19 protein-coding genes are annotated in these 23,089 nt (G+C 63.4%); 15 read left to right on the top strand and 4 right to left on the bottom strand.

Going from position 1 to position 23,089, the window contains the following annotated elements; genetic code table 11:
• Positions 1-89 precede the first annotated feature (89 nt).
• Positions 90-542, top strand: a complete 453-nt coding sequence (locus BLW56_RS20160; protein WP_093513063.1) for a MarR family winged helix-turn-helix transcriptional regulator — start codon at positions 90-92, stop codon at positions 540-542.
• On the opposite strand, the gene BLW56_RS20165 is transcribed toward BLW56_RS20160, so the two are convergent.
• Positions 539-1,114, bottom strand: coding sequence for an NADPH-dependent FMN reductase (locus BLW56_RS20165; RefSeq protein WP_093513065.1), 576 nt, complete (start codon positions 1,112-1,114; stop codon positions 539-541). The genes BLW56_RS20160 and BLW56_RS20165 overlap by 4 nt on opposite strands.
• Positions 1,115-1,181: 67 nt before the next feature.
• Positions 1,182-1,688: a MarR family winged helix-turn-helix transcriptional regulator gene (locus tag BLW56_RS20170; RefSeq protein ID WP_093513067.1), complete on the bottom strand. Its 507-nt coding sequence runs from the start codon at positions 1,686-1,688 to the stop codon at positions 1,182-1,184.
• A gap of 191 nt (positions 1,689-1,879) precedes the next feature.
• Here BLW56_RS20170 and leuD point away from each other — a divergent pair, with 191 nt between their 5' ends.
• Positions 1,880-2,464, top strand: a complete 585-nt coding sequence (gene leuD, locus BLW56_RS20175; RefSeq protein ID WP_093513069.1) for a 3-isopropylmalate dehydratase small subunit — start codon at positions 1,880-1,882, stop codon at positions 2,462-2,464.
• On the opposite strand, the gene leuC is transcribed toward leuD, so the two are convergent.
• A complete protein-coding gene (gene leuC, locus BLW56_RS20180) occupies positions 2,461-3,879 on the bottom strand; it encodes a 3-isopropylmalate dehydratase large subunit (protein WP_093513071.1) in 1,419 nt (472 codons plus the stop codon). The two genes, leuD and leuC, sit on opposite strands and share 4 nt — an antisense overlap.
• 246 nt (positions 3,880-4,125) lie before the next feature.
• Here leuC and BLW56_RS20185 point away from each other — a divergent pair, with 246 nt between their 5' ends.
• From BLW56_RS20185 to BLW56_RS20245, 13 genes are all read left to right on the top strand, one after another.
• Positions 4,126-4,533, top strand: a complete 408-nt coding sequence (locus BLW56_RS20185; protein WP_093513073.1) for a cupin domain-containing protein — start codon at positions 4,126-4,128, stop codon at positions 4,531-4,533.
• 75 nt (positions 4,534-4,608) lie between these two features.
• Entirely contained in the window at positions 4,609-6,957 is a 2,349-nt protein-coding gene (locus tag BLW56_RS20190) for a bifunctional diguanylate cyclase/phosphodiesterase (RefSeq protein ID WP_093513075.1), read from the top strand.
• A gap of 150 nt (positions 6,958-7,107) precedes the next feature.
• Complete coding sequence (locus BLW56_RS20195) at positions 7,108-7,644, top strand: RNA polymerase sigma factor (RefSeq protein ID WP_093513077.1); 537 nt, start codon at positions 7,108-7,110, stop codon at positions 7,642-7,644.
• A gap of 111 nt (positions 7,645-7,755) precedes the next feature.
• Complete coding sequence (locus tag BLW56_RS20200) at positions 7,756-9,516, top strand: vWA domain-containing protein (RefSeq protein ID WP_256203741.1); 1,761 nt, start codon at positions 7,756-7,758, stop codon at positions 9,514-9,516.
• A gap of 128 nt (positions 9,517-9,644) precedes the next feature.
• Positions 9,645-10,781 carry a tetratricopeptide repeat protein gene (locus tag BLW56_RS20205; RefSeq protein ID WP_177176054.1) on the top strand — a complete coding sequence of 379 codons (1,137 nt, stop codon included), beginning with the start codon at positions 9,645-9,647 and terminating at the stop codon, positions 10,779-10,781.
• 79 nt (positions 10,782-10,860) lie between these two features.
• Positions 10,861-12,237, top strand: a complete 1,377-nt coding sequence (locus tag BLW56_RS20210; protein ID WP_093513134.1) for an amidohydrolase family protein — start codon at positions 10,861-10,863, stop codon at positions 12,235-12,237.
• Positions 12,227-13,348 carry a dipeptidase gene (locus BLW56_RS20215; RefSeq protein ID WP_093513083.1) on the top strand — a complete coding sequence of 374 codons (1,122 nt, stop codon included), beginning with the start codon at positions 12,227-12,229 and terminating at the stop codon, positions 13,346-13,348. Before BLW56_RS20210 ends, BLW56_RS20215 begins: the two co-directional genes overlap by 11 nt.
• Positions 13,341-14,294, top strand: a complete 954-nt coding sequence (locus BLW56_RS20220; protein ID WP_256203746.1) for an ornithine cyclodeaminase family protein — start codon at positions 13,341-13,343, stop codon at positions 14,292-14,294. Before BLW56_RS20215 ends, BLW56_RS20220 begins: the two co-directional genes overlap by 8 nt.
• 184 nt (positions 14,295-14,478) lie before the next feature.
• A complete protein-coding gene (locus BLW56_RS20225) occupies positions 14,479-16,143 on the top strand; it encodes an MFS transporter (protein ID WP_093513085.1) in 1,665 nt (554 codons plus the stop codon).
• A 1-nt stretch (position 16,144) separates the two neighbouring features.
• Positions 16,145-17,293 carry an HlyD family secretion protein gene (locus BLW56_RS20230; protein ID WP_093513087.1) on the top strand — a complete coding sequence of 383 codons (1,149 nt, stop codon included), beginning with the start codon at positions 16,145-16,147 and terminating at the stop codon, positions 17,291-17,293.
• Positions 17,290-18,714, top strand: a complete 1,425-nt coding sequence (locus BLW56_RS20235; RefSeq protein ID WP_093513089.1) for an efflux transporter outer membrane subunit — start codon at positions 17,290-17,292, stop codon at positions 18,712-18,714. The genes BLW56_RS20230 and BLW56_RS20235 overlap by 4 nt, the downstream gene beginning before the upstream one ends.
• Positions 18,715-19,062: 348 nt before the next feature.
• Positions 19,063-21,774, top strand: coding sequence for a TonB-dependent receptor plug domain-containing protein (locus tag BLW56_RS20240; protein ID WP_093513091.1), 2,712 nt, complete (start codon positions 19,063-19,065; stop codon positions 21,772-21,774).
• Positions 21,775-22,088: 314 nt separating this feature from the next.
• Positions 22,089-22,565 (top strand): YrhB domain-containing protein, encoded by a 477-nt coding sequence (locus BLW56_RS20245; protein ID WP_093513093.1) that lies wholly within the window; start codon positions 22,089-22,091, stop codon positions 22,563-22,565.
• Between the two features lie 83 nt (positions 22,566-22,648).
• Here the strand turns inward: BLW56_RS20245 and BLW56_RS20250 are convergent.
• Positions 22,649-23,089 (bottom strand): hypothetical protein (locus BLW56_RS20250; protein ID WP_218140568.1); only part of this gene is annotated, 441 nt, incomplete at its 5' end.

Below are 23,089 nucleotides of genomic sequence, written 5' to 3' on the forward strand. Positions count from 1 at the left end.
ACGCCGCTCTGCCTTGCTTCGCCTGCCCCGCTCTTCTAGCGTGACGATGCCGGCACCCAGCAGGCAACAGGGATTATTCACAGCGTCATATGCGCACAAATCAGCTTATCATTGCCCTTTTCCAACGTTTCTGCTGGCTCGACGAAGGGCTGCAGGCGCGTCTCCACGATCATGGCTGGCCCGACGTCAACCGCCCACAATCTATGGTGATGACCAACATCGTCAGCGGCATCGTTCGCCCGTCGGACATCGCGCGCAATCTTGGCGTATCGCGGCAGGCGATCCACAGCACCATCAACCAGATGGTGAAACTGGGCATCGTGCAACTCGACGTCGATCCCGACGACCGGCGCCATATGATCGTCTCGCTGACCGACCTTGGCACACGCATGCGCGAGGATGCCCAGCGATCGATGGATGCGCTGACCGCACAGATCGCCGCCCGCTTGGGACAGGACCGGTTCGACGACCTGCTCGCGGCGCTCGAAGCCGACTGGGGCGACAATCTCGAGCCCGCCCCCCAGCGCCAGCGGCGGACCTAACCCGCGAGCGCTTTTGCCACGGCGACCAGGCGTCCGGCAGTCAGATCGACGAGCGACGCGGGAAGCGCATCCTTCAGGCTGCCGTCCTCGGCAAAGGCGGCATGCGCATTCGGCACCACGACCTGTTCGGGAATCACGAGCATCTGGATCGTCAACAGAATCTGGCGAAGGTGCATCAATCCGCGCAGCCCCCCGAACGGGCTGATCGACGCCGACATGACCGCCGCGGCCTTGCCGCGATAGGCGGTCAGCGCCACGAGCCCCTCGTCGCCGGTCGGGCGGGACGCCCAATCGATCGCATTTTTGAGCAAAGGCGATAGCGAACCATTATATTCGGGGGAGACGAAGAGCAGCCCGTCCTGCGCCGCGAACAGCGCCTTGAGTTTCAGGGCGTCGGGCGGGAAGGCATTGGCCTCGAGCGCGGCCGAATAGAGCGGCAGATCGAATGCCGCGAGATTGACCCGCGTCACCTTTGCGCCGTGCGCCTCGAGGCTGGTCGCGGCCAGTTCCCCCAAGGCGCGGTTGAACGATCCTTCGCGGATGCTTCCCGCGATGACGGCGATGCTGGTCATTTTCCCTCCCGGCCAATATAGTTAGAATACTAACCTATTGTCGTGTCGCGAGGCAAGTTGCAAGCGGTCAGGCCTTGATGTCCGACAGCACCGACAGTTTCTGCGTCTCTTCGGCGAGATTGTTGATCACGCGGCGCATCAGCCCCTGCATCACCTCGACTTCCTCGTCGCTCATGCCCTTGGTCGCGATCTCGTGGATTTCGGCGTTCATCGGCGCAAGGATCAGTTCGAGCTTCTTGGCGTGCGGGGTCAGGTGGATAAAGGTCTTGCGACGATCGTCGGTCGTCTTCTTGCGCGTGATCAGTCCCGCCTTTTCGAGCCCTTTCAGCGCAACCACCGTCGTCGGTTCGCGCATGCCCACGCGCTCGCTGAGCTCGCGCTGCGTGATCCCGTCCTCGCGCCAAAGCTGGCGCAGGAAACGCCACTGCCCTGCCGAGACGTCGTGCGTCAGCGTGCGCCGTTCAAGCAGCCGCGAAAATGAACGAAAGACGACACGCGCCAGATAACCGATGCTATTTTCAGGATCGGTATAATATTCGGCCGGATGCCGGTAATCCTGTGTTTTTTTTGCCAAAATCCTGCTCCCCTGTCGCGGTTCCCGGCGCCGGGCGGCGGTCCGCACAATGGCGAACCTTAGAACGCGAAGATTCGCGCAGCAACCATCTTCATTGCCATCTTGCATCGCATCGCCCGCCCAACCGCGCGATAAGAGTGGACAGGATCGATCCATCGATTTACTTAGAATACTAAGTTAATGGAGGCGATGTGCAAAAATTTATCCGGATGAAGGCTGTCGCCGCGCCCTTACCGCTCGCCAATGTCGACACCGACATGATCATCCCGGCGCAATATATGAAATCGCTGAGCCGCTCCGGCCTCGGCAAACATCTGTTCCAGGAATTGCGGTTTGACCGGAGCGGCGAGGAGCGCGCCGACTTCGTCCTGAATCGGCCGCAGTGCCGGAACGCGCAGATCATTGTCGCCGATCGCAATTTCGGCTGCGGCTCCTCGCGCGAACATGCCGTGTGGGCGTTGACCGATTTCGGCATTCGCTGTGTGATCGCGCCGAGTTTCGGTGATATTTTCGCAAGCAATGCACGCAAGAACGGCCTGTTGCTGATCCGGCTGCCCGACGAAATATGCGGGCATCTGCGGTCCGAAGTCGCGCTTTCGCAATATGCCCCAGTCGAAGTCGACCTGGAAGCGCAGTCGATCCGCCTCGCATCGGGCGAAACGATTGCGTTCGACATCGACCCGGACGACCGCCGCATCCTGATGGAGGGACTGGACGATATCGGCCGCACGCTCCGCCACGACGACGCGATCACAAAGTTCGAGGCCGCGCTCTAATCCAGCATTTCGGGCGATGCGATGCGGCCCGCGATTGCGCTCGCGGCAGCAAGGGCGGGGCTCATCAGATGGGTGCGGCCGCCGCGCCCCTGACGATTTTCGAAATTGCGGTTCGACGTCGCGGCGCAGCGTTCGCCCGGCTGCAACCGGTCGGCGTTCATTCCGACGCACATCGAGCATCCCGGTTCGCGCCAATCGAACCCTGCGTCACGGAGCGTGTCGGCGACCCCTTCCTCCTCTGCTTGCCGTTTGACCAGCCCCGAACCCGGCACGACCATTGCGCGGACATGCGGCGCGACGCGGCGTCCGCGCACCACGTCGGCCACGATCCGCAAATCCTCGACCCGGCTGTTGGTGCAACTGCCGATGAAGACCCGGTCGAGCCGCTGGCCTGCGATCCGCGCTCCCGGTTCAAGGTCCATATAGGCAAGTGCGCGTTCGGCCGCTGCACGCGTGTCAGCATCGTCCAGCAGCACGGGATCGGGAACCCGGCCGTCGATCGCGACCACCTGCGACGGATTTGTTCCCCAACTCACCATCGCGCGTACATCGCGGGCATCAATGGCAAGTTCGCGGTCGAACGACGCATCGTCATCGCTGGCGAGCGCACGCCAACGGAGCAGCGCAGCGTCCCAGGCTTCGCCGAGCGGGGCTGCCGGACGGCCCGCGAGATAGGCGAACGTCGTCGCATCGGGCGCAACAAGTCCCGCCCGCGCGCCCATTTCGATGCTGAGGTTGCAGAGCGTCATCCGCCCCTCCATCGAAAGCGCACGGACCGCAGCCCCGGCATATTCGATCACATGACCACCGGCACCATCGACCCCGATCATGCTCAGCAAATGCAGCGCCAGATCCTTGGCATGGACGTGCGGCGCGAGCATGCCGTCGACGGTTACGCGCATGTTGCGCGACCGACGCTGGCGGATCGTCTGCGTGGCGAGCACATGCTCGACCTCCGACGTCCCGATTCCGAAAGCGAGCGCACCGAACGCGCCGTGCGTCGAAGTATGGCTGTCGCCGCAAACGATCGTCATCCCCGGCTGCGACCGCCCCTGTTCGGGGCCGACGACATGGACGATGCCGCCACGCGGATCCCCCATCGGGAAATTCTCGATCCCGAAACGCCGTGTATTGTCCACCAGAGCCTCGAGTTGTGCCCGCGCCTCGACATCGGGAACACCGGCCGGCCCGGCCGCCTGCCCGGACGTCGGTACATTATGATCGGAAAGCGCCAGCACCCGTTCCGGCCGCCGCACCATCCGGCCTGCCGCGGCCAACCCGGCAAAGGCCTGTGGCGAGGTCACCTCGTGGAGCAGGTGCAGGTCGATATAAAGAAGGGTTTCGCCATCATCGTCGGCGACGGCGTGCGCATCCCAAATCTTGTCATAGAGGGTGCGCGCAATCGGCATTGTCATTCCGCGCGAATCCCTGCCCCGTTCACCAAGTCGCAGAATTCCGCCAATGCTTGCCCCCAAAAGTCGCCGATGAATATACTTAGATATCTAAGTTATTATCGCTGGACGAGCAAATCAATCATTTTCGGGGCGCAGCTTCCGGTTTGCCCGGCCGCAATATCCCCATTTCGTAACCTCGGCGCCCTTGGCGTCGAACATTGGTTCGTCGATGCCGCTCGTTGCGGCGCGCTGCAAAAGGACCGAATAATGATCCGACACACCCTCGCCCTGCTTGCCGCCGCGATCACGCTCGCCGGCCCCGCTTCCGCAGCAGCACCGCAAGGCGTCACGCGGACGGACCTCCAACGTCAGGAGCTTTCGATACCAGACCGCGAAATGGTCCAGGCGCGCATCGACATCGCGCCTGGCGCGGTTGCACCGTGGCATCGCCATCCCGGCGAAGAGATAATCTATATCATCGAAGGCACGCTCGAATATCAGATCGAGGGCAAGGCGCCGGTCACGCTGAAAGCGGGCGACGTGCTGTTCGTGCCAGCAGGGGCCGCGCATATGGCGCAAAATCGCACCGCGACTAATGGCGCCGAACTCGCGACCTATATCGTAGAGAAAGGCCGGCCGCTTCTTGTCCCGGCCGATGATATTCAAATACCCTGACGGGATATGACCGCTCAATAAGGCAATCTTTAGAATTGGAGGGCACAAGAGCGTCGGGGACCAGGGAGAGAATGCATGTTCAGCGTCCTCGAATGCGTCGTCTATCAGCACGATCTGCGATTTGTCCTGATTGCCGCACTCGTCTGCATCCTTGGCAATATCAGCCTTTTCGTTGTCCTGAACCGCTCGACACACTGCGTCGATGCCCGCAGGCGCCACTGGCTCGTGGTCGCGGCCGTCGCCGAAGGCGTGGGCGTGTGGGCGACGCATTTCGTCGCGATGCTGGCCTATCGCGGATCGATGCCGATCCGCTTCGACGTTGGCCTGACCATCTTGTCGGTCGCGGTTGCGATCGCGTTTTTCTGGTGCAGCTTCCGCTGGCTGGGCAAGGCGCCCGACGCGCTCCGCTGCGGGATTGCAGCGGCCGGAGCGTCGACCGGCGTCGCAGCGATGCATTTCATCGGCATGGCGTCGATCATCGCGCCCGCGCGGGTTACCTATGATTGGGCCCCGATTCTCGTTTCGGCCCTGCTGTCGGGGCTGTGCTTCTTCGCCGCATTCTTCGCTTTTGCGAGGACGAAAGGCTGGAGGAAGATAGCCCTGCCCGCGGGCTTCGCCGTGCTCGCGATCGTCGTCATGCATTTCACCGCGATGTCGGCAACAACGCTTGTCCCCGACCCCACGCGCGGTGGCATCGCCGGGGCGGCGAGCAGCCGCGACTGGCTGGTTCCGGCCATCGTGATCGCGAATATCGCGCTGGTATCCCTGGCCCTCACGGGGTCGCTCATCGACCGCTGGCTCACCGATGCTCATGGCCTTGCGGACGCGACGCTCGAGGCCCTCGCGATCACCTATGACGGGCGGATCATCGAAGTGAACGCCCGGCTTTGCTCGTTGCTTGGCGTCAGCAGCGGCGCGATAATCGGCAGCACCCCGTCCGACTGGTTCATCGCCAGCAACGGCACCTCCTTCGAACCGCCCAGCGGCCATTCCGCCGAAGCCCGCCTTCGGAACAGCAGCGACGAGGATCATATCCTGGAAATTGCGACCCAGACGATCGAGTATCGCGGACGAAGCTGCCAGGTTCTCGCGATCCGCGACCTGTCCGACCGAAAGCGCGCGCAGCGGGCAATCGAGCATCTGGCGTCGCACGACGCCCTGACCAACCTGTCGAACCGCGCTCATTTCGGCCGGGCACTCGATGCGGCGCTGAACGCGAAGAAGCCCTTTGCGCTGCTCGCACTCGACCTCGATCGGTTCAAGGCGGTGAATGACATCTTCGGTCACGGCGCCGGCGACGAGATATTGTGCCGCATCGCGGATATCCTGCGCTCTGCCGTGCGGGCCGACGACGTCGTCGCCCGCATTGGCGGCGACGAGTTTCTGGTGATCCAGACCGGCGTTTCGGGGCCCGACGATGCCCGCAAGCTTTCGGCGCGCATTCTCGACACGCTCGCCATCGAAATGGACGTCGCGCGCGATCCGATGGCGGTCGGGGTCAGCATCGGCGTCGCGCTGTTTCCGCAGGACGGAAGCGATGCGGAGACGCTGCAGCGCAATGCCGATACCGCACTCTATCGCGCGAAGAACAACGGCAAAGGCAATGCCGCCTTCTTCGATCAGGAGATGGACGAACTCGCACGCGAGCGCCGGGCACTCGAGCATGATCTGCGGCATGCCATCGCCCGCAACGAGCTGTACATCGTCTTTCAGCCGCTCGTCGCGACAGCCTTTGCTTCGGTGGTCGGTTATGAGGCTTTGCTGCGCTGGGAGCATCCCGAACGCGGCGACGTTCCGCCCGATTATTTCATTCCCGTCGCGGAGGAAATCGGCGCCATCGTACCGATCGGCGAATGGGTGCTGCGCGAAGCGTGCCGGACCGCAGCCGGCTGGCCAAAGAATGTCTCGGTTGCGGTCAACGTATCGACCGTACAGTTCCAGGTACCCAATCTTCCCGCAATCGTTCGCGACGCGCTGTCCCAATCGGGGCTAGAGGCCCGCCGACTCGAACTCGAAATCACCGAGACGGCATTCCTGCGCAACAAGCAAAGCGCGCTGAAGGCGCTCCACGAAATCCGGGCGCTTGGCGTGCGGATCGCGATGGACGATTTCGGCACCGGCTATTCGTCGCTCAGCAACCTCAAGGCCTTTCCGTTCGACAAGATCAAGATCGACAAGAGCTTCGTTGCCTCGATCCCCGATGACGAGGCGGCGCGGTCGATCGTGCGTGCGATCATCGGGCTCGGCCGGAGCTTCAACATGCCGATCGTCGCGGAAGGGGTCGAGACCGGCGAACAGCGTCAGATGCTTCTCGACGAGGGATGTCCGCAGGCGCAGGGCTATTATTTCGGTCGCCCGGCGCCCGACCCATTTTTGCCCGAATCCCTATCGCTCGACGCCGAAATCCGCGACGCCGAAGGATAGGCCGCCAAAGTCGGCGATGGCCTTCGTGCGGCGGATGGGGCACAAACCGTCGCGATGGCAGGATGCGGGGGATCAATTTGGCCGGCAAGAGAGCTTCGGCCCGTCAACGGGCCGGGCGGCCGTCGATATTCGCACAGGCGCCCCTGACCCATGGAGGAGGCCGCCGACCCCGATATCCTCGCCGCGGCCATCGCGGGTGACCGTGAAGCTTTCGAAGCGCTGCTGCGGCGCCATTATGATCGCATCCATGGCCTCGCCTGGCAGTTGACCGGATCGCGCGCCGATGCGGACGATATCACGCAGGACGTTTGCTGCATCCTGGCGGAAAAACTCTCCGCATTCCGCGGCGATGCCAAATTCACGACTTGGCTGTGCAGCATCGTCTATAACGCCTGCCGCGATTTTCACCGGCGCCGATCGGCCTTCACACGCTTCGCAGGCCGGCTGAGCATCATGGCGGGGCTGGCGCGCGGCCCCGACGGCCGCGACCTTTACGATGCCCTCTGGATCGAAAGCGCGATCGCGCGGCTCAAACCCGACCTTCGCGACACCGCGATCCTCATCGCCGGACAGCAGCTTTCGCATGCCGAAGCCGCGCAAATCCTGGGCGTTGCGGAGGCAACGGTGTCGTGGCGAATGCACGAGGTACGCCGCCAACTTGCGGCGAAGGCCGGACCCGAAGACTGACCCACGGCACCGCCGAAACTTTTTTCGCAGATGCCGCCAAGGATTTCCTGCGCCCCGGCGTCACAGGGACATGCGGGCGATTGTGCGCCGCTGTTGCCAGGGAGACATATGATGCCCCGTTTCTGTCTGATGCTCACCGCAGGTCTGTCGATCACGCTCGTCACCGCCTGCTCGCAATCGAACGAACCCGACATCGCCTCACCATCGTCCGAGGCTTCAACGCCGGCGGTGAAAGCAGACGTCGAAGAAGACACGTCGGCGATCGTCGTGACGAGCCAGAGGATCGCCGCACCCGCAATGGATGCGCCGATGCCGATATCGGTGATCAGTTCGGAAAGCCAATCAGCGCCCCCGGCGCAGGCCCGCAAAATGGTCGTAACAGGAAGCGCCATCCGCGCCCCCTATCCCGACCGGATGGCGCCCTATTATCAGGATATCGGCCGCGACAAATTCACTTCGACCTCTCAGAATCCATTCAAGATCGCGCGCGACGAGCCCGTGTCGACCTTTTCGATCGATGTCGACACCGCGTCCTATTCCTTTGTCCGCGCATCGCTCAACAACAATGCCCTGCCGCAACCGGCCGCCGTGCGGACCGAAGAACTGATCAATTATTTCCCCTATGACTATGCCGCGCCGCGCAGCTCGCAGCAGCCCTTTTCCTCGAACGTCGCGGTCTTCCCGAGTCCATTCACCGCAGGGCGCAAACTCGTCCGCATCGGCATCAAGGGCTATGAGATCGAACGCGCGACGCGGCCGCGCGCGAACCTCGTCTTCCTGATCGATACGTCGGGCTCGATGAATGCGCCGAACAAGCTACCCCTCGTCAAGAAATCGCTCGGCCTGTTGCTCGACCAGCTCGATCGGGGCGACCGCGTATCGATCGTCACCTATGCCGGCAGCGCAGGCACCGCGCTCGAGCCGACCGCGGCGAGCGAGAAAGGCAAAATCCTGGCGGTGATCGATCAGCTCGGCGCGGGAGGCAGCACTGCGGGTGCCGAGGGCATACGCCAAGCCTATGCGCTGGCCGGGCGCAACCGCGACCCGAACGGCGTCAACCGCGTCATCCTCGCCACCGACGGCGACTTCAATGTCGGCATTACCGACCAGAATGCGCTGAAAGGCTATATCGAGCGCGAACGCGGCAAGGGCATTTTCCTGTCGGTCCTCGGTTTCGGCATGGGCAATTACAATGATGCGCTGATGCAGACGCTGGCCCAGAACGGCAATGGCGCCGCCGCCTATATCGACACCCTCAGCGAAGCGCGCAAAACGCTGGTGGACGAAGCGACGTCGACGCTGTTCCCGATCGCGAAGGATGTGAAAATCCAGGTCGAGTTCAATCCGGCGACGGTCGCCGAATATCGGCTCATCGGGTATGAAACGCGGATGCTGAACCGCGAGGATTTCGACAATGACAAGGTCGACGCGGGCGATGTGGGTTCGGGACAGACGGTGACGGCACTCTATGAGATCGTGCCGGTCGGCGGCCCGCGCACGATGGGCGACCTGCGTTACAGCCAGCCCGCCGCGCGCGCCGTGCCGACGGCATCGCGCGAATATGGCTTTGTGAAGATCCGTTACAAACTGCCGAAATCGGACCGCAGCCAGCTGATCTCAACGCCCATCGACCGCCGTATCGAATTCGCCCGTTTTGCGGACGCCCCGCAAGATGCACGCTTCGCCACCGGCGTCGCCGCGTTCGCCGAACTGATGCGCGGCGGGAAATATAGCGGTTCGATGACCTATGACGATGTCTTGCAAATCGTCGGCGCGGCGCGCGGCACCGACGATTTCGGATATCGCATGGAGCTGGTCCAGATGGTTCGCGCGGCGAAGACGGCCGGATCGATGGCAAGACTGGAACGCTAAGATGATGCGGCGGCGGTTTCACGAAGCGCCGCCGCATCCGCCCTGCCCGTTTCGCCCCGCCGATCGAGATATTCGACCGCCGCGATATTGTGCGTATAAGGTCAGCCGATGCCCATGCCCCTCCCCTCGTGCCTGCCGTTTCGACATCGCTCGACAGCGCGCTGGAATGCGTCGGGAGCCGCATGGCGATGACGGGCGAAGATGATCTGACGGGCTTTCTGCCCGAGCCGCCGCCGCCAGCGCCGAAACGGCGCGAAGCGACGATAGCCGAAGCGCTCGCCCGTTTCGACGGCACCGCTTCACCGGCGGCCGCGCCTACGCCGAGAAAGCCATCGTGGTGGGCCAGTCTCGGGCGTCCGCAAGCAGGGCTGCTTGCGACCGCCGCGCTGGTTGCCGCGATCAGCCTGCCCTTTGCATGGACAACGCTCGACCATGGGCTTCCCGCGGCCGACGAACATATGCAACGCGGCGCCCCGGCAGAGACACGCATGGTCCTTCGCGACACTGTCGAAACACCGGCCCCGGTAGCCGTCGCAGCACCACCGCCCGCAAAATTGTCCAAGGGCGTTACCCCGGCGCCGCAGACGATCCAACCTGTCCTTTCGGCGCCAATCGCAAAGCGCGTCGAACTGGCCCAGGCGGACACGGCCGCGCCCGCCGCGCCGGCAACAAAGGTCGAAGATCGCCAGGCGATCACGGTCACGGCCCAACGCGCGCCACGCCCCGTACAGGCTTCGCCAAGTGCCGTTTCGGCGATTTCGGCGGAGGCGGTCGAAGATAGCGTCGTCGTCACCGGCACGCGCATCGCGGCGCGCGGGGCACCCCGGCGCGGCGACTGGAATGCCTGCACGGTTAACGACCCCGGCCGGACACTGTCGCAGTGCAAGAAGCTTGCGAACAAGGGTGCGAAGGCGGTTCGCGCGCAGGCCGATACACATTTGTCCGACGGGCTGAAACAGGCGTGGGAAGGCAATCTCGGTGGCGCGATCACGGCGTTCGATCAGGCGATTGCCGTCGCGCCGGACTTGTCGGTGGCCTATCTCAATCGCGGCCTTGCCTATGACCGTCAGGGGGAAAGCGCCCGCGCGATTGCCGACCTCGACCGGGCGGTCCAATACGCCCCCCGATCGGCGCGCGCTTACTATAATCGCAGCATCCTGCTTCGCAAACAGGGTGACACAAAGCGCGCCGAAGCGGACGAACGGCGCGCGATCAGCCTCGACCCCCGATATCAGGCAATGCGTCGATCCGGGGAACGCGATTAGGGATCGAACAAGGGGGAGAGGCATTCGCATGGCAACGCGATTGCGGACATGAAATGAGCAGGCTAGCGACGAGCATATGATGTCCGTCCGTCCCCGCTCGCCTGCGCTTGTCGCTGCCCTCCGGTCAATCGGCCTTGCCGCTTTGGTGGCGACGGCCACCCCATCCGGCGCCGCGGAGCGTGTCCTTTATACCAACGCGACGATCATCGACGGAACGGGTGGCCCGGCCCGATCCGGCCAGGATTTACTGGTCGAGGGCGAGCGGATTGTTGCGGTCGGCGCACATGATACGCTCGGCGCACAAGTAGACGGCGCGCGCCGCGTCGGCCTGTCGGGCCGCTTCGTCATTCCCGGCCTGATCGACAGCCACGTCCATCTCGCGACCCCGCCCAACCGCACGCGCGCCGAAGCGATCCTGCGCCGCCAGCTTTATGGCGGCGTGACAGCGGTGCGCGACATGGCCGACGACCTCCGCGCGGTGGGCGAGCTTTCGCGCGCGTCGCTGGTGGGCGAGATTCCTGCCCCCGACATCTATTACGCCGCGCTGATGGCCGGCCCCTCCTTTTTCGAAGATCCGCGCGTGCTCGCGGTCAGCCGCGGCTTCACGCCGGGGACCGCGCCGTGGATGCAGGCGATCGACAAAAAGACCGACCTTCGCACGGCGGTCACACTGGCGCGCGGCACGTCGGCGAGCGCGATCAAGATATACGCCAACCTGCCCGCCGAGCGCGTCGCGGCGATCACGGCCGAGGCGCACCGACAGAAGCTGATGATCTGGGCCCACAGCGCGATCTTCCCTGCCCGCCCCGCCGAAGTGATCGCCGCGGGCGTCGATTCGGTCAGCCATGTCTGTTATCTCGGCTATGAGGCCCAGCCCGAAATGCTTGCATCCTATCAGGACCGCACGCCGGTCGACGAAGCGCGCCTTGCGCCGACGGGCGACGATCCGGTCGTCGCCGGCCTGTATCGCGCGATGGCGAAAAAGGGCACGATCCTCGACGCGACCGGAAGCCTGTTCGTCAAATTCGAGGCCGCACGCAAAGCCGATCCGAAAGCGAAACCGCTTCGCTGCAGCGGCGCCCGGACGATCCGCCTGACGCAACAGGCATGGCGCGCGGGGCTGCCGATTTCGACCGGGACCGATTTTGTCGACCCCGCCAGCAACCCCTGGCCCGAAGTCCACGCCGAGCTTCGCTATCTGGCGAGCGACGTCGGGATGCCTCCGCTCGCGGTCATTCATTCGGCAACGCTTGTCGGCGCGCGCGCCGCGGGCCGCGAGAAAGACATGGGGTCGATCGAACCCGGCAAGCTCGCGAACTTCGTCGTGCTGACGGCGGACCCTTCGGCCGATATCGACAATATCGAACGGATCGAAATGACCGTGAAGCGTGGCCGCGAATATCGACGCACCGACTATATCGCACCGACGACAAAGGAGCTTGGAAATGACGATTGAGCGGCGCGCGATGCTGGCAGGCGCGGCGGGGCTGGCCGCAACATCCTTGCTGCCGGTGGCGGCCCGTGCTGCGGCCCCTGACGGCCGCAAATGGGTGATCGTCAATGCGCTCGGCGGGCTTGCCGATCCCAATATACGCGATGCGCCCGATCCTTTTTCACCGCGTGTGCTCGCCGAAGCCCATGCGTCTGGCATCACTGCGATCAACTGCACCCTTGGCTATGTCGCGGGTCCGGCCGAACCGTTCGAAAAGAGCGTCGCCGACGTTGCCGAAATGGACATGTTGCTGCGCCGCTATCCACGCGACCTGATCAAGATATTGAGCGCCGCCGACATCCGCCGCGCCAAGGCGGAAAAGAAGATCGGGATCATCTACGGTTTCCAGAACGGCGCGATGATGGGCAAGGACGCGGGGCGCGTCGATATCTTCGCCAATATGGGCGTGCGCATCTTTCAGCTCACCTATAATCCGGCGAACCAGCTTGGCGACGGGTCGATGGCGCCGGATAATCGCGGACTGACGCCCTTCGGGCGCGAGGTGATCGAGCGGCTCAACGCGCAGAAGATGATCGTCGACCTGTCGCACAGCGGCGAGAAAACCTGCCTCGAAGCTGCCCGGGCATCGAAGGCGCCGATCTCGATCAATCACACCGGCTGCCGCGCGGTCACCGACCTGCCGCGGAACAAGACCGACGCCGAATTGCGGCTGGTTGCCGAAAATGGCGGCTTTGTCGGCATCTATTTCATGCCCTTCCTCAACGTCTCGGGCCACGCGCGCGCCGAGGATGTGGTCCGCCACATCGACCACGCAGTGAACATCTGCGGCGAGGATCACGTCGGGATCGGCACCGACGGCCATATCGGACAGATCGACGACCTGCAGGCGTATGAAGCGGTCCTTGCAAAGGAGATCGCCGAGCGCCGTGCGGCGGGGATCAGCGCTTCGGGTGAGCGTCCCGATACCTATCCCTTTGTCGTCGACCTGCGCGGGCCCGACCAGTTCCGGAAGCTGATCGGCCTACTCGCCGCGCGCGGCTATTCGAGCGGCCGGATCGAGAAAATCATGGGACTCAATTTCCTGCACCACGCCGAAAGCGTCTGGGGTGGCTGATCCCATCCGCTTCATCGATGTGGTCGAGGTTCGACGGCGGCTCGATCATGCGACGTGCATCGCACTGATGAAGGACGCGATGATCGCGCTCGCGGAGGGCCGTAGCCGGCAATTGCTGCGCGGCATCATCGACCTCGACGGCGGCGATCTGTTCGGGGTGATGCCCGGCGCGCTCGATGGCGCGGGTTTCGGTGCGAAGATCATCAGCATCTTCCCCTCGGCCGCCGCCCACGGAAGCTCGCACCAAGGGGTCATCATCCTGTTCGATCGTGCGAACGGAGCCCCCGTTTGCGTCATCGATGCCAGCGAGGTTACCGCGATCCGGACCGCCGCCGCTTCGGCTGCAGCAACCGACGCGCTCGCCCGGCCCGAGGCCCGCAGTCTCGCGATATTGGGAACGGGCGAGCAGGCCTGGCATCATATCGCTGCGATCCGTTACGTCCGTCCGCTGGATGACGTGCGGATATGGGGCCGCTCGCCCGAAAAGGCGGCCGGGCTTGCCGACCGGGTGGCCCGCGACCTTGGTCTATCGGCATATTGTGCAGCTTCGGTTGCCGAGGCCGCAAACGGGGCGGACATCATCTGCACGTTGACGGGAGCGACCGAGCCGGTCCTTTTCGGTGCGCAGGTTCAGGACGGAACGCATATCAATGCCGTCGGATCGAGCCGCGCCGGCCCCTCCGAAATCGACGAGGCGCTGGTCGCACGCGCGCGCTTCGTCCCAGATCATCGCGAGGGCGTGCTGGCGCAGGGCGCCGAATATCTGCGCGCAAGCGCGTCGGGGCTGATCACCGAAGCGCATGTCCTGCCCGAGATAGGCAATATATTCTCGGGTGCCGCCGCGGGCCGCCTCGCGACCTCCGACGTCACCATTTATAAATCGCTGGGTTCGATCGTACAGGATCTGGCCTGCGCCGCCTGGCTCTGGAAGACTGAGGGGGATTGAAAGCCGCCTCCTTGCGGGGTCCCCGCCCCGATGTCGCGGAACGACTATTCCAGCGAATAGGCTGCATGAGGCGCGACAATGCGGTAAGGAAAAACATGATTGTCGAACCGACTCGTCGCGGCTTCCGGGCCCCGCGATCATCAGCGCACCGCGCGTGCCCGTGACCGCGAAAGCCTGACCCCACATGGCGGACTATGTTTTCAAACCCCACGAGCGGCCGACGCTTCCGGGTTCGCCCGCGAATCCCGATCATCCGACGTCGCGCATGGTGCGCCATTTCATTATCGGTTGCCTAATCGGGATTACCGGTGGCCTCGGCAATGCGCTCGTCACCGTCAATCTCAACTTCGCGCAGGGCACGCTCGGGCTCAACAGCGACGAGGCCGCCTGGCTGACCGCCGCCTATTTCATGACCAACGTCACGGCGAACCTGCTGCTCGTCAAATATCGCCAGCAGTTCGGGCTCCAGCCGTTCATTCGCTACACGCTTGTTGCCTATGCGGTGACGACATTGATGCACCTGTTCATTCACGATTTCTGGACGTCGGTCGCGGTGCGCGCGATGAGCGGGATCGCGGCGAGCGGTCTGTCGACCCTTACGATCCTCTATTTCTTTCAGGCGCTGCCCGCTTCCAAGCGGCTTGCCGCGGTGATGATCGGCATTTGCATACCGCAGATCGCGACGCCGCTCGCGCGCGTACTCTCGCCCGGCCTGCTCATCTGGGGCGACTGGCACAATCTCTATTGGTTCGAATTCGGCATGGCGTTGGCAACGCTGGCGGCGGTGATGGCACAGCCCCTGCCCCCCAGTGAGCGCGAGAAAGTGTTCGAACCGCTCGACTTCCTGACCTTTGGCTTGCTGGCTCCGGGGCTTTGGCTATTGGTTGCAGTGCTTTCACAAGGGCGTATCCAGTGGTGGACCGAGCGACCGTGGATGGGCTGGTCGCTGGCGGCCAGTGTGGCGCTGATCGCCGCCGCGATCCTCGTCGAACATCATCGCAAAAACCCGCTCCTCAACACACGTTGGCTGGGCACGCGCGAGATGCTGCGGCTCTTCGCCATTGCTTCATCTATCCGCATCCTGCTCTCCGAACAGGCGTTCGGGTCGATCGGCTTCCTCACCACCGTCGGCCTGATCAATGATCAGTTGGTGACGCTGAACCTGATCGTGGTGTTCGCATCGATCGCCGGCCTCGCGACGGCCGTGCTGACCTTCCGCCCCGATAATCTGTCGCGGCCGATCATCATCGCGGTGGTGCTGATCGTGATCGGATCGTTCATGGACGCGCAGGCGACCAATCTGACGCGGCCCGGCCAATTCTACGTCAGCCAGGCCCTGATCGGCTTCGCTTCGCTGCTGTTCCTTGCCCAGGCGATGGTGATCGGGATCGCGCGGACCCTGCTCGCAGGCGGGAAAAATTTCATCAGCTTCGTCGTGCTGTTCAGCATGAGCCAGAGTATCGGCGGACTGGCGGGCGGCACCTTGCTCGGAACCTTCCAGACGGTTCGCGAAAAATATCATTCGCACGAGCTCGTCCAGAATATCGTTGCGAGCGACCCGCTCGTCGCTGCGCGGCTAGGCGCCGGGAGCCGCGTCGTCGCCGGAACTGTTGGCGATCCCGCGCTGCGCAATGCGGAGGGCGCCGCGCTGCTCAGTCAGCAGGTCACGCGCGAGGCGCATATCCTTGCGTATAATGACGTATTCCTGCTGGTTGGGGTACTTGCGATCTTGACCGCGATATGGGGCTTCCTGATCAGCCGGTCGATCCGACGGCGAAACGAGCCGTCTCCAGTGATATTATTGGTGCAGCGCCTGCAAGCGCAGGCACAAGCTCAGCAGGGGCCATAGGATGAGCGACGAGCCCAAAACCAAGACGGTGAAGCCCGAAGCCGAAACGGCAGTTCCGCCTCCGTCCGATCCGCAAGTCGACGCGCAGCCATCGGCCTGGCGCCCACCGGACAAAACGCGCACGACCGTCGTCATCATTATCACCGCCGCAGTGTTGGCGATCCTCGCCATCCTTTATGCGTGGGATCTGCCCCCCTTTGCCGGCAGAGCGGAACGGACCGATAACGCCTATGTCCGTGGGCGCGTGACGATCATCAGTCCGCAGGTCAGCGGCTATGTGACCCGCGTCCCGGTGCAGGATTTCGCCGAGGTCAAGGCGGGCCAGATTCTCGCGACGATCGACGATCGCATTTATCGCGCCCGCGTCGCGCAAGCCGAAGCCAATGTCGCAGCGCAGCAGGCCGCGCTCGCCAATTCGGCGCAGGCGCAGCGATCGCGCGAGGTCGCGACCGACAGCCAGAACGCCGGGATCGCCAACGCGCAGGCGCAACTGGCAAAGGCCGACGCCGACATGCGCCGCGCCCGCGCGCTCGTCGCCGATGGATCGATCTCAACCCGTGAATTCGACCAGACGCGCGCGGCGCTGCTCGCGGCGCAGGCGGCACTCCAACAGGCGCGCGCCAGCCGGGCAATCGGGACGCAGGACGTCCGCACCGTCGTCGTCGGTCGCGCCGGACTCGAAGCGGCGGTTGAGTCGGCGAAGGCGCAGCTTCGCCTCGCACAGATCGATCTCGACAACACGATCATCCGCGCGCCCGCCGATGGGCAGCTGTCCGAAGTCGGCGTGCGCGTGGGCGCCTATGTCACCGCGGGCACCCAATTGCTGTCGGTGGTCCCGCACAATGTCTGGGTCATCGCGAACTTCAAGGAAGCCCAGACCGGCGGCATGATGATCGGCCAGCGGGCACGGTTCAGCGTCGACGCGCTCGGCGGCGCCGAACTGACCGGACGGATCGAAAATCTGTCACCGGCGGCGGGGTCCGAATTCGCGGTACTGAAGGCCGACAATGCGACAGGCAATTTCGTCAAGGTGGCGCAGCGCATTGCGGTGCGGATCAAGATCGATGGGGGGCAATCGCTCGCGAAACGCCTGCGCCCCGGCATGTCGGTCGAGGTCCGTGTCGACACAAGCGGCGGATCGCGGCGATGAAGGCGCCGCGGTTCGCGTTGGCTGCCGTGCTGGGCGTCGGACTCGCATCCTGTGCGGGCCCGAATGTGGCGACGACCCCGGTCGCTCCCGTCACGCCGCCGACCGCATGGCGGACCGATGCCGGGCCGACAGCGCCGCTGCAACGCGACTGGTGGCGGTCGTTCGACGACCCGGCTCTGGTGGCCCTGACCGACAAGGCATTGGCCTATAACAGCGATATCGGCGTCGCAGCCGGACGCGTGCGCGAAGCGCGCGCCAATCTTGCGGTCGCGCGAGCGCAAATGCTGCCGGCGATCGATGCAACGCTGAGCGGCGGACGGTCGCGGTCGGTGAGCGCCCTTGGCCAGCCTATCGAACAGAATTTCGCGCAGCCGCAAATTCAGGTGGCGTATGAAGTCGACCTGTTCGGGCGCCTTGCCGATCAGAAATCGGCGGCGCGCGATTCCTATTTCTCCAGCGAGGCCGCGCATGATGCGGTCGAACTCTCGGTCGCTGCGGCGGTGGCAGGCAACTATGTCACGCTTCGCGGCCTCGACGCGCGGCTGGAGATCGCCCGCGAGACGGTGCGCGCGCGATCGGAATCGCTGCGGATCGCGAAATCGCGCGTCGGTCGGGGCTATTCCCCCAAGCTCGAACTCCAACAGGCACAAGCCGAATATGATGCGACCGCGCAGATCGTGCCGCAAATCGAACTCGCCATCGCACGCATCGAGGACGGTCTCAGCCTGTTGGTGGGTGACACGCCGCGTGCCGTCGAACGCGGCACAGCGCTCGACCGGCTTACGGTGCCTGCGGTTCCCGACGGCCTGCCCTCCGAGCTGCTGCGCCGTCGGCCCGACGTTGCGCAGGCCGAATATCAGCTCGCCGCGTCCGACAAGAATTTGTCCGCGGCGCGTAAGCGCTTCCTGCCGCAGGTGCGCCTGAGCTCGGCGGCCGGTGCCGCCTTTTCGACACTGATCGGCGATCCCATCACCATCTGGTCGGTCGGCGGCAGTGTCCTTGCGCCAATCTTTCAGGGCGGGCGGCTCACGGCGCAGGCCGATGCCGCGGGCGCGCAGCGCGACCAGGCAGCCTTCGCCTACCGCCGCACCGCGCTCACCGCGTTCCGCGAGGTCGAGGATGCACTCGCCGCAGTTCGGCTCACAGACGCGCAAATCGCCTATGCGCAGTCGCAGCGCGACGCGCTGGCCGAAGGACTCCGGCTGGCAACCAATCGCTACCGCGAAGGCTATTCGCCCTATCTCGAACAGCTCGATGCCCAGCGCGGCCTGCTCGGCGCCGAATTGTCACTGATCCAGCTTCGCGCCGACGCCCTCTCCGCGCGCATCCAGCTTTTCCAGGCGATGGGCGGCGGCTGGACGATATGCGCCATCCCCGAAGCGCCATGCCCGACGACTCCACCAACCGCAGGTTCGTCTTGACGCCGGACGGCGGATAACAACCGATATCGCTTCGGGGCGATTGGGGCGCTACCCCGCCGACCATGGAGTCGTCCGTTCCGGGCCGCCCGCCGAAATTGCAGCCGTTGGCAATCGATGCATTTTTGAAATTGATCCAACCATCTGGATTAAATAGATTTATCTCCTAATCAGATATCCCCGCGCCAGATAATTTTCTATTTGTGAAAATTTTGTCTCGATCTGGGTTGATTTTTCAAAAAAATCCGACTTTATAGAAAATCGCAAACCCGAGGACCATGAGCCTCGCGGTGAAAACATAAGCGAACATCGGGCCGCAGCATCTGTCGCCCACAGGCGAAGGGGATAATTATGAAATTCGTTCAATCGGGCTTGTATGCAGGGACCGCCCTGTCGATGCTCGTCAGCCTGAACCCGGCTTATGCGCAGTCGGTCGACGCCGCGGCCGGGGCCGTTTCGGACGAAGAGATCGTCGTCAGCGGCTCGCGCATTCAGCGTGAGGGCTTCGACGCACCGACCCCGACGACCGTGATCGGCGAAGCCGAACTCGCGCTCGGCAACCGTCCCAGCATCGCCCAGGTTCTGAACGACACCCCCCAATTTCGCCCTACGTCGAGCCCGACGACGACGACCGGCAACACCGCCAGCGGCGTGTCGACCGCCGACATGCGCGGCCTGGGCGCGGTCCGCACGCTGACGTTGCTCAACGGGCACCGCTTCTCGGGCGCAGCCGACCTCAACACCGTGCCGCAAAGCCTGGTCAAGCGCATCGACGTCGTTACCGGCGGCGCATCGGCCGCTTGGGGCTCGGGCGCCGTTGCGGGTGTGGTCAACATCATTCTCGACGATGATTTCACGGGCTGGCGCATGGGCGCCCAGGCCGGCGTGTCGTCGCGCGGCGACGGTGCGCGCTATGGTGCCGACATCGCATGGGGCACCGATTTCGCGGACGGTCGCGGCCACTTCATGGTTGCCGGCGACTATATGAACGAGCGCGGTATCCTGAGCCGCAAGGGCCGCCCCAAGCTGGAATCGGGTGTGTTCCTGCGCCCCGACGGCCGACTGGAACTGGTCGAAGACCCCAATTCGACGCAGCTTTACAACGGCGGCTCGATCCTCGGTCTGACTGGCGTGCCCTATAATCTGGTCTTCAACCCCGACGGCAACATCGGCGGCTTCCCGTTCGGCAGCGTGACGCAGGGCGTCACGACCGTCGGCGGCGGCGGACAGACGATCTTCGACTATGTCGCGGTCAGCACGCCCTATGAACGCATCAACGGCTTCGCCCGTGCCGATTTCGAGGTGACCGACTCGCTCAAGATCTGGGCCAACTTCAGCTATCACCGCATGACGGGCAATTACGGTTTCTTCCCCGAAACCCCGACGGCGGTGATCATGCCCGACAACGCCTTCCTGACCGCAGCAAACCGCGCCGCGCTCGCCGCCGGCGGCGTCACCGGTCCGTTCGTTCTCGGCCGCGTCCTCGACGATGTCGGACCCGACAAGATGATGACGTTCCGGTACAACCGCCGCAATCTGGAAGGCGCGATCGGCCTCGACGGCACGTTCGGCGATGGCTGGAGCTATAAATTCTATTATGATCACGGCGAAGTCCGGATCAATCAGAGCCTGAACAACCAGCGGATCAAGACGCGCTTCAACAACGGCGTCGACGCAGTGCTGGTGGCGGGTACGCCGACGTGCCGGATCAACGCCGACGCATCGACCGCCAACGACGATCCCAATTGCGTGCCCATCAACCTGTTCGGCAACGGCAATATATCGGCCGCCGCGGCGGAGTGGGCGTTCGGCGGGTCGCAACTGATCGCCACCACCAAGCTCGACGCCGTGGGCGCCAGCCTGTCGGGCCAGCCCTTCGCAACCTGGGCGGGTCCGGTCGACATCGCGATCGGCACCGACGCGCGCTGGGAAAAGCAGATCACCAACTATGTCGATCCGCTGTCGCAGGCGAACGCCCTGGGCACGCTCAATTCCTCGGCGACCAACGGCAGCTTCAACGTCAAGGAAGTCTTTGCCGAAGTGAACGTGCCGCTGCTCGACATCGTCGACGCGGTAAAGCTCGAGATCAACGGCGCGGCGCGCTATTCGGATTACAGCACGAGCGGCGGCATCTGGTCGTGGAAGACCGGCGGAACGCTGCGCGTCGCCAACGACCTGCTGCTCCGCGCCGTCTATTCGCGCGACATCCGCTCGCCCAGCATCACCGAATATTTCCTCAACCGGTCGACGAACATCGGCAATGTGATCGATCCGTTCCCCAATTCGAGCGGCGCCGTCAACACGCCGCAGAACAATGTCGTCGTATATGGCGGCGGCAACCGCAACCTGACCCCCGAAATCTCGCACACGCTGACGCTCGGCGGCTCCTATTCGCCAAACTATCTTCCGGGCGTCCGCCTGTCGGTCGACTATTATGAGATCGACATCGACAATGTGATCACGACGGTGACCGCTCAGGATCTGCTGCGCCAATGCTATGCGGCGAACCCGAGCGACAGGACGTGCGGCGGCGTCATCACCCGCCTGCCGAACGGCAATATCGAGTCGATGTCGAACACCTTCCGCAACCTCGCGAACTACAACACCGCGGGGCTCGACATCGAGGCGTCGTACCGGACGGGTCTGGGCGATGGCACCCTCTCCTTCCGCGCGCTCGCCAACCATGTCTTCCACTTGAGGATCAACGGAACCGACGTGTCGGGCATCGTCGGCGGCGAAACCGCTTTCTCGACGCCCAAATGGCGCGGTTCGGGAACGATCGCGTTCGACAACGACAGTTTCGGCGCGAACCTTCGCGTGCGCTATGTCGACGGCGGTCTGTACAACACCCAGCTCGGCCCGACGCAGCAGCCGATCGTGAACAACAAGAACGGCAGCCGCACCTATGTCGACCTGGGTCTGCAGTTCAAGACGGGTCCGTTCACGCTGTTCGGCAACGTCAACAATCTGTTCGACCGCGATCCGCCGTTCACGCCCTATATCACGCCGAACTACGACGTAATCGGCCGTTATGTTTCGGGCGGCGTGAAGCTGAACTTCTAAAGCCTTCAAAACAGTCAGTTCCCGGTGGGCAGCGATATCGACGATATCGCTGCCCTTTTTTTCGTCCGATCGGGCAAAGATACTCTCGCTGAGAGCGGTTTGCCGGTGCTTAAAGCGACAAAATATACGGATGTACGCCGCGAAACTGTCTCCTTTGTCGCTTTAAGCTGATGTGCCGAAAGCCGACGATTTCAAACAGCGGATCGCAGGCTGGCATGGCGCGGCAATGTAGGACAGCGGTTTTCTTGCGGGCCGTTTGTGCCTGCTTTGGGGTGGTTAGCTGACATCGTGTGCAAACGTTGTATAATCGCCCGATGGCAGCCCATGAAGAATATAAATCCTATCAGATTTGGTGGCGAGAGACCGGCGAACAGTTCGTTGCCCTTTTGCGGACGGCGGCAGATCAGGAGCCGCCAGCAATCATCACGGCCAGCGTCAGCGAAGGTATGGGTATCCTCAAAAGCCGCACCTTTGCAGCCGTTGATGCTGGAAACGTGGAAGCGTATCGCCCTAATTTATCAGCCCCGAATGAGGCGTCGCCGGTTCGTGCGTTCGCATCCTTTCTCACCGCCAAGGAGCGGGAACTCGGAGAATCGTTGTTAGCGCTTCCGGCTGGTCCAGAGCGCCTTTCTAAAGGATGGGCCTTTTTCTATCAGTCGCGGGCTTATGTTGAGACGGGTGCTTTGGACCAAATGCTAGTTGGACACGGACCCGTAGTGGTTACTGACGATGGTCGCCTCATAGAGGGGGGCTCATTAGATCGCGATCCCGAAGTGATGCTCGCCCGCTAATCCACGTATGTCCGCAATTGGTCGTTTCCTGCCATAACAGCCAGATCGGCGGCATATGTCGCGAATGGGGTGGGAAGCAGACGTTAGCCTAGTGACGACTTTTCCTGCCACCCTCCATTCGGCAGGCGCACCCACGCCGTATTTTGTCCCTCAAGGGACATCACCGTTCCTGGTGCATGATCAATTTGTTCAACAAGGTGGTCCGCAAACCAGAATCCCTCAGCCAATTCTTTGAAGTGAACGTTGACGGCATAGTCATCCGCTAAAATGCCCACCACTGCCACGTCAGTGACGGATGGCGTGGTATACCCAAATACTTGGCCTTCACGTCCAGCCAAGCCAAGCCGTTCGGTTTCTTCGGTGCGTTTGATGCGCACGCGGTCTGCAAAGCCCATCATGCGCTCAAACATAACGCTATCGTCGATGTCTGCAATCGGTCGTTTCCTGCCATAACAGCCAGATCGGCGGCATATGTCGCGAATGGGGTGGAAAGAGGACATAGGATTGGTAGGTCTATGGCCCAA

Source organism: Sphingopyxis sp. YR583 (assembly GCF_900108295.1).
In the GTDB taxonomy this organism is placed as follows: Bacteria; Pseudomonadota; Alphaproteobacteria; order Sphingomonadales; family Sphingomonadaceae; genus Sphingopyxis.

Coding starts and splice junctions, on each gene's coding strand:
- BLW56_RS20160 (WP_093513063.1), top strand. CDS start 90: ATGCGCACAAATCAGCTTATCATTGCCCTTTTCCAACGTTTCTGCTGG.
- BLW56_RS20215 (WP_093513083.1), top strand. CDS start 12,227: ATGACGATTGAGCGGCGCGCGATGCTGGCAGGCGCGGCGGGGCTGGCC.
- BLW56_RS20190 (WP_093513075.1), top strand. CDS start 4,609: ATGTTCAGCGTCCTCGAATGCGTCGTCTATCAGCACGATCTGCGATTT.
- BLW56_RS20200 (WP_256203741.1), top strand. CDS start 7,756: ATGCCCCGTTTCTGTCTGATGCTCACCGCAGGTCTGTCGATCACGCTC.
- BLW56_RS20230 (WP_093513087.1), top strand. CDS start 16,145: ATGAGCGACGAGCCCAAAACCAAGACGGTGAAGCCCGAAGCCGAAACG.
- BLW56_RS20185 (WP_093513073.1), top strand. CDS start 4,126: ATGATCCGACACACCCTCGCCCTGCTTGCCGCCGCGATCACGCTCGCC.
- BLW56_RS20235 (WP_093513089.1), top strand. CDS start 17,290: ATGAAGGCGCCGCGGTTCGCGTTGGCTGCCGTGCTGGGCGTCGGACTC.
- BLW56_RS20245 (WP_093513093.1), top strand. CDS start 22,089: ATGGCAGCCCATGAAGAATATAAATCCTATCAGATTTGGTGGCGAGAG.
- BLW56_RS20225 (WP_093513085.1), top strand. CDS start 14,479: ATGGCGGACTATGTTTTCAAACCCCACGAGCGGCCGACGCTTCCGGGT.
- BLW56_RS20210 (WP_093513134.1), top strand. CDS start 10,861: ATGTCCGTCCGTCCCCGCTCGCCTGCGCTTGTCGCTGCCCTCCGGTCA.
- BLW56_RS20165 (WP_093513065.1), bottom strand. CDS start 1,114: ATGACCAGCATCGCCGTCATCGCGGGAAGCATCCGCGAAGGATCGTTC.
- BLW56_RS20240 (WP_093513091.1), top strand. CDS start 19,063: ATGAAATTCGTTCAATCGGGCTTGTATGCAGGGACCGCCCTGTCGATG.
- BLW56_RS20195 (WP_093513077.1), top strand. CDS start 7,108: ATGGAGGAGGCCGCCGACCCCGATATCCTCGCCGCGGCCATCGCGGGT.
- leuC (WP_093513071.1), bottom strand. CDS start 3,879: ATGACAATGCCGATTGCGCGCACCCTCTATGACAAGATTTGGGATGCG.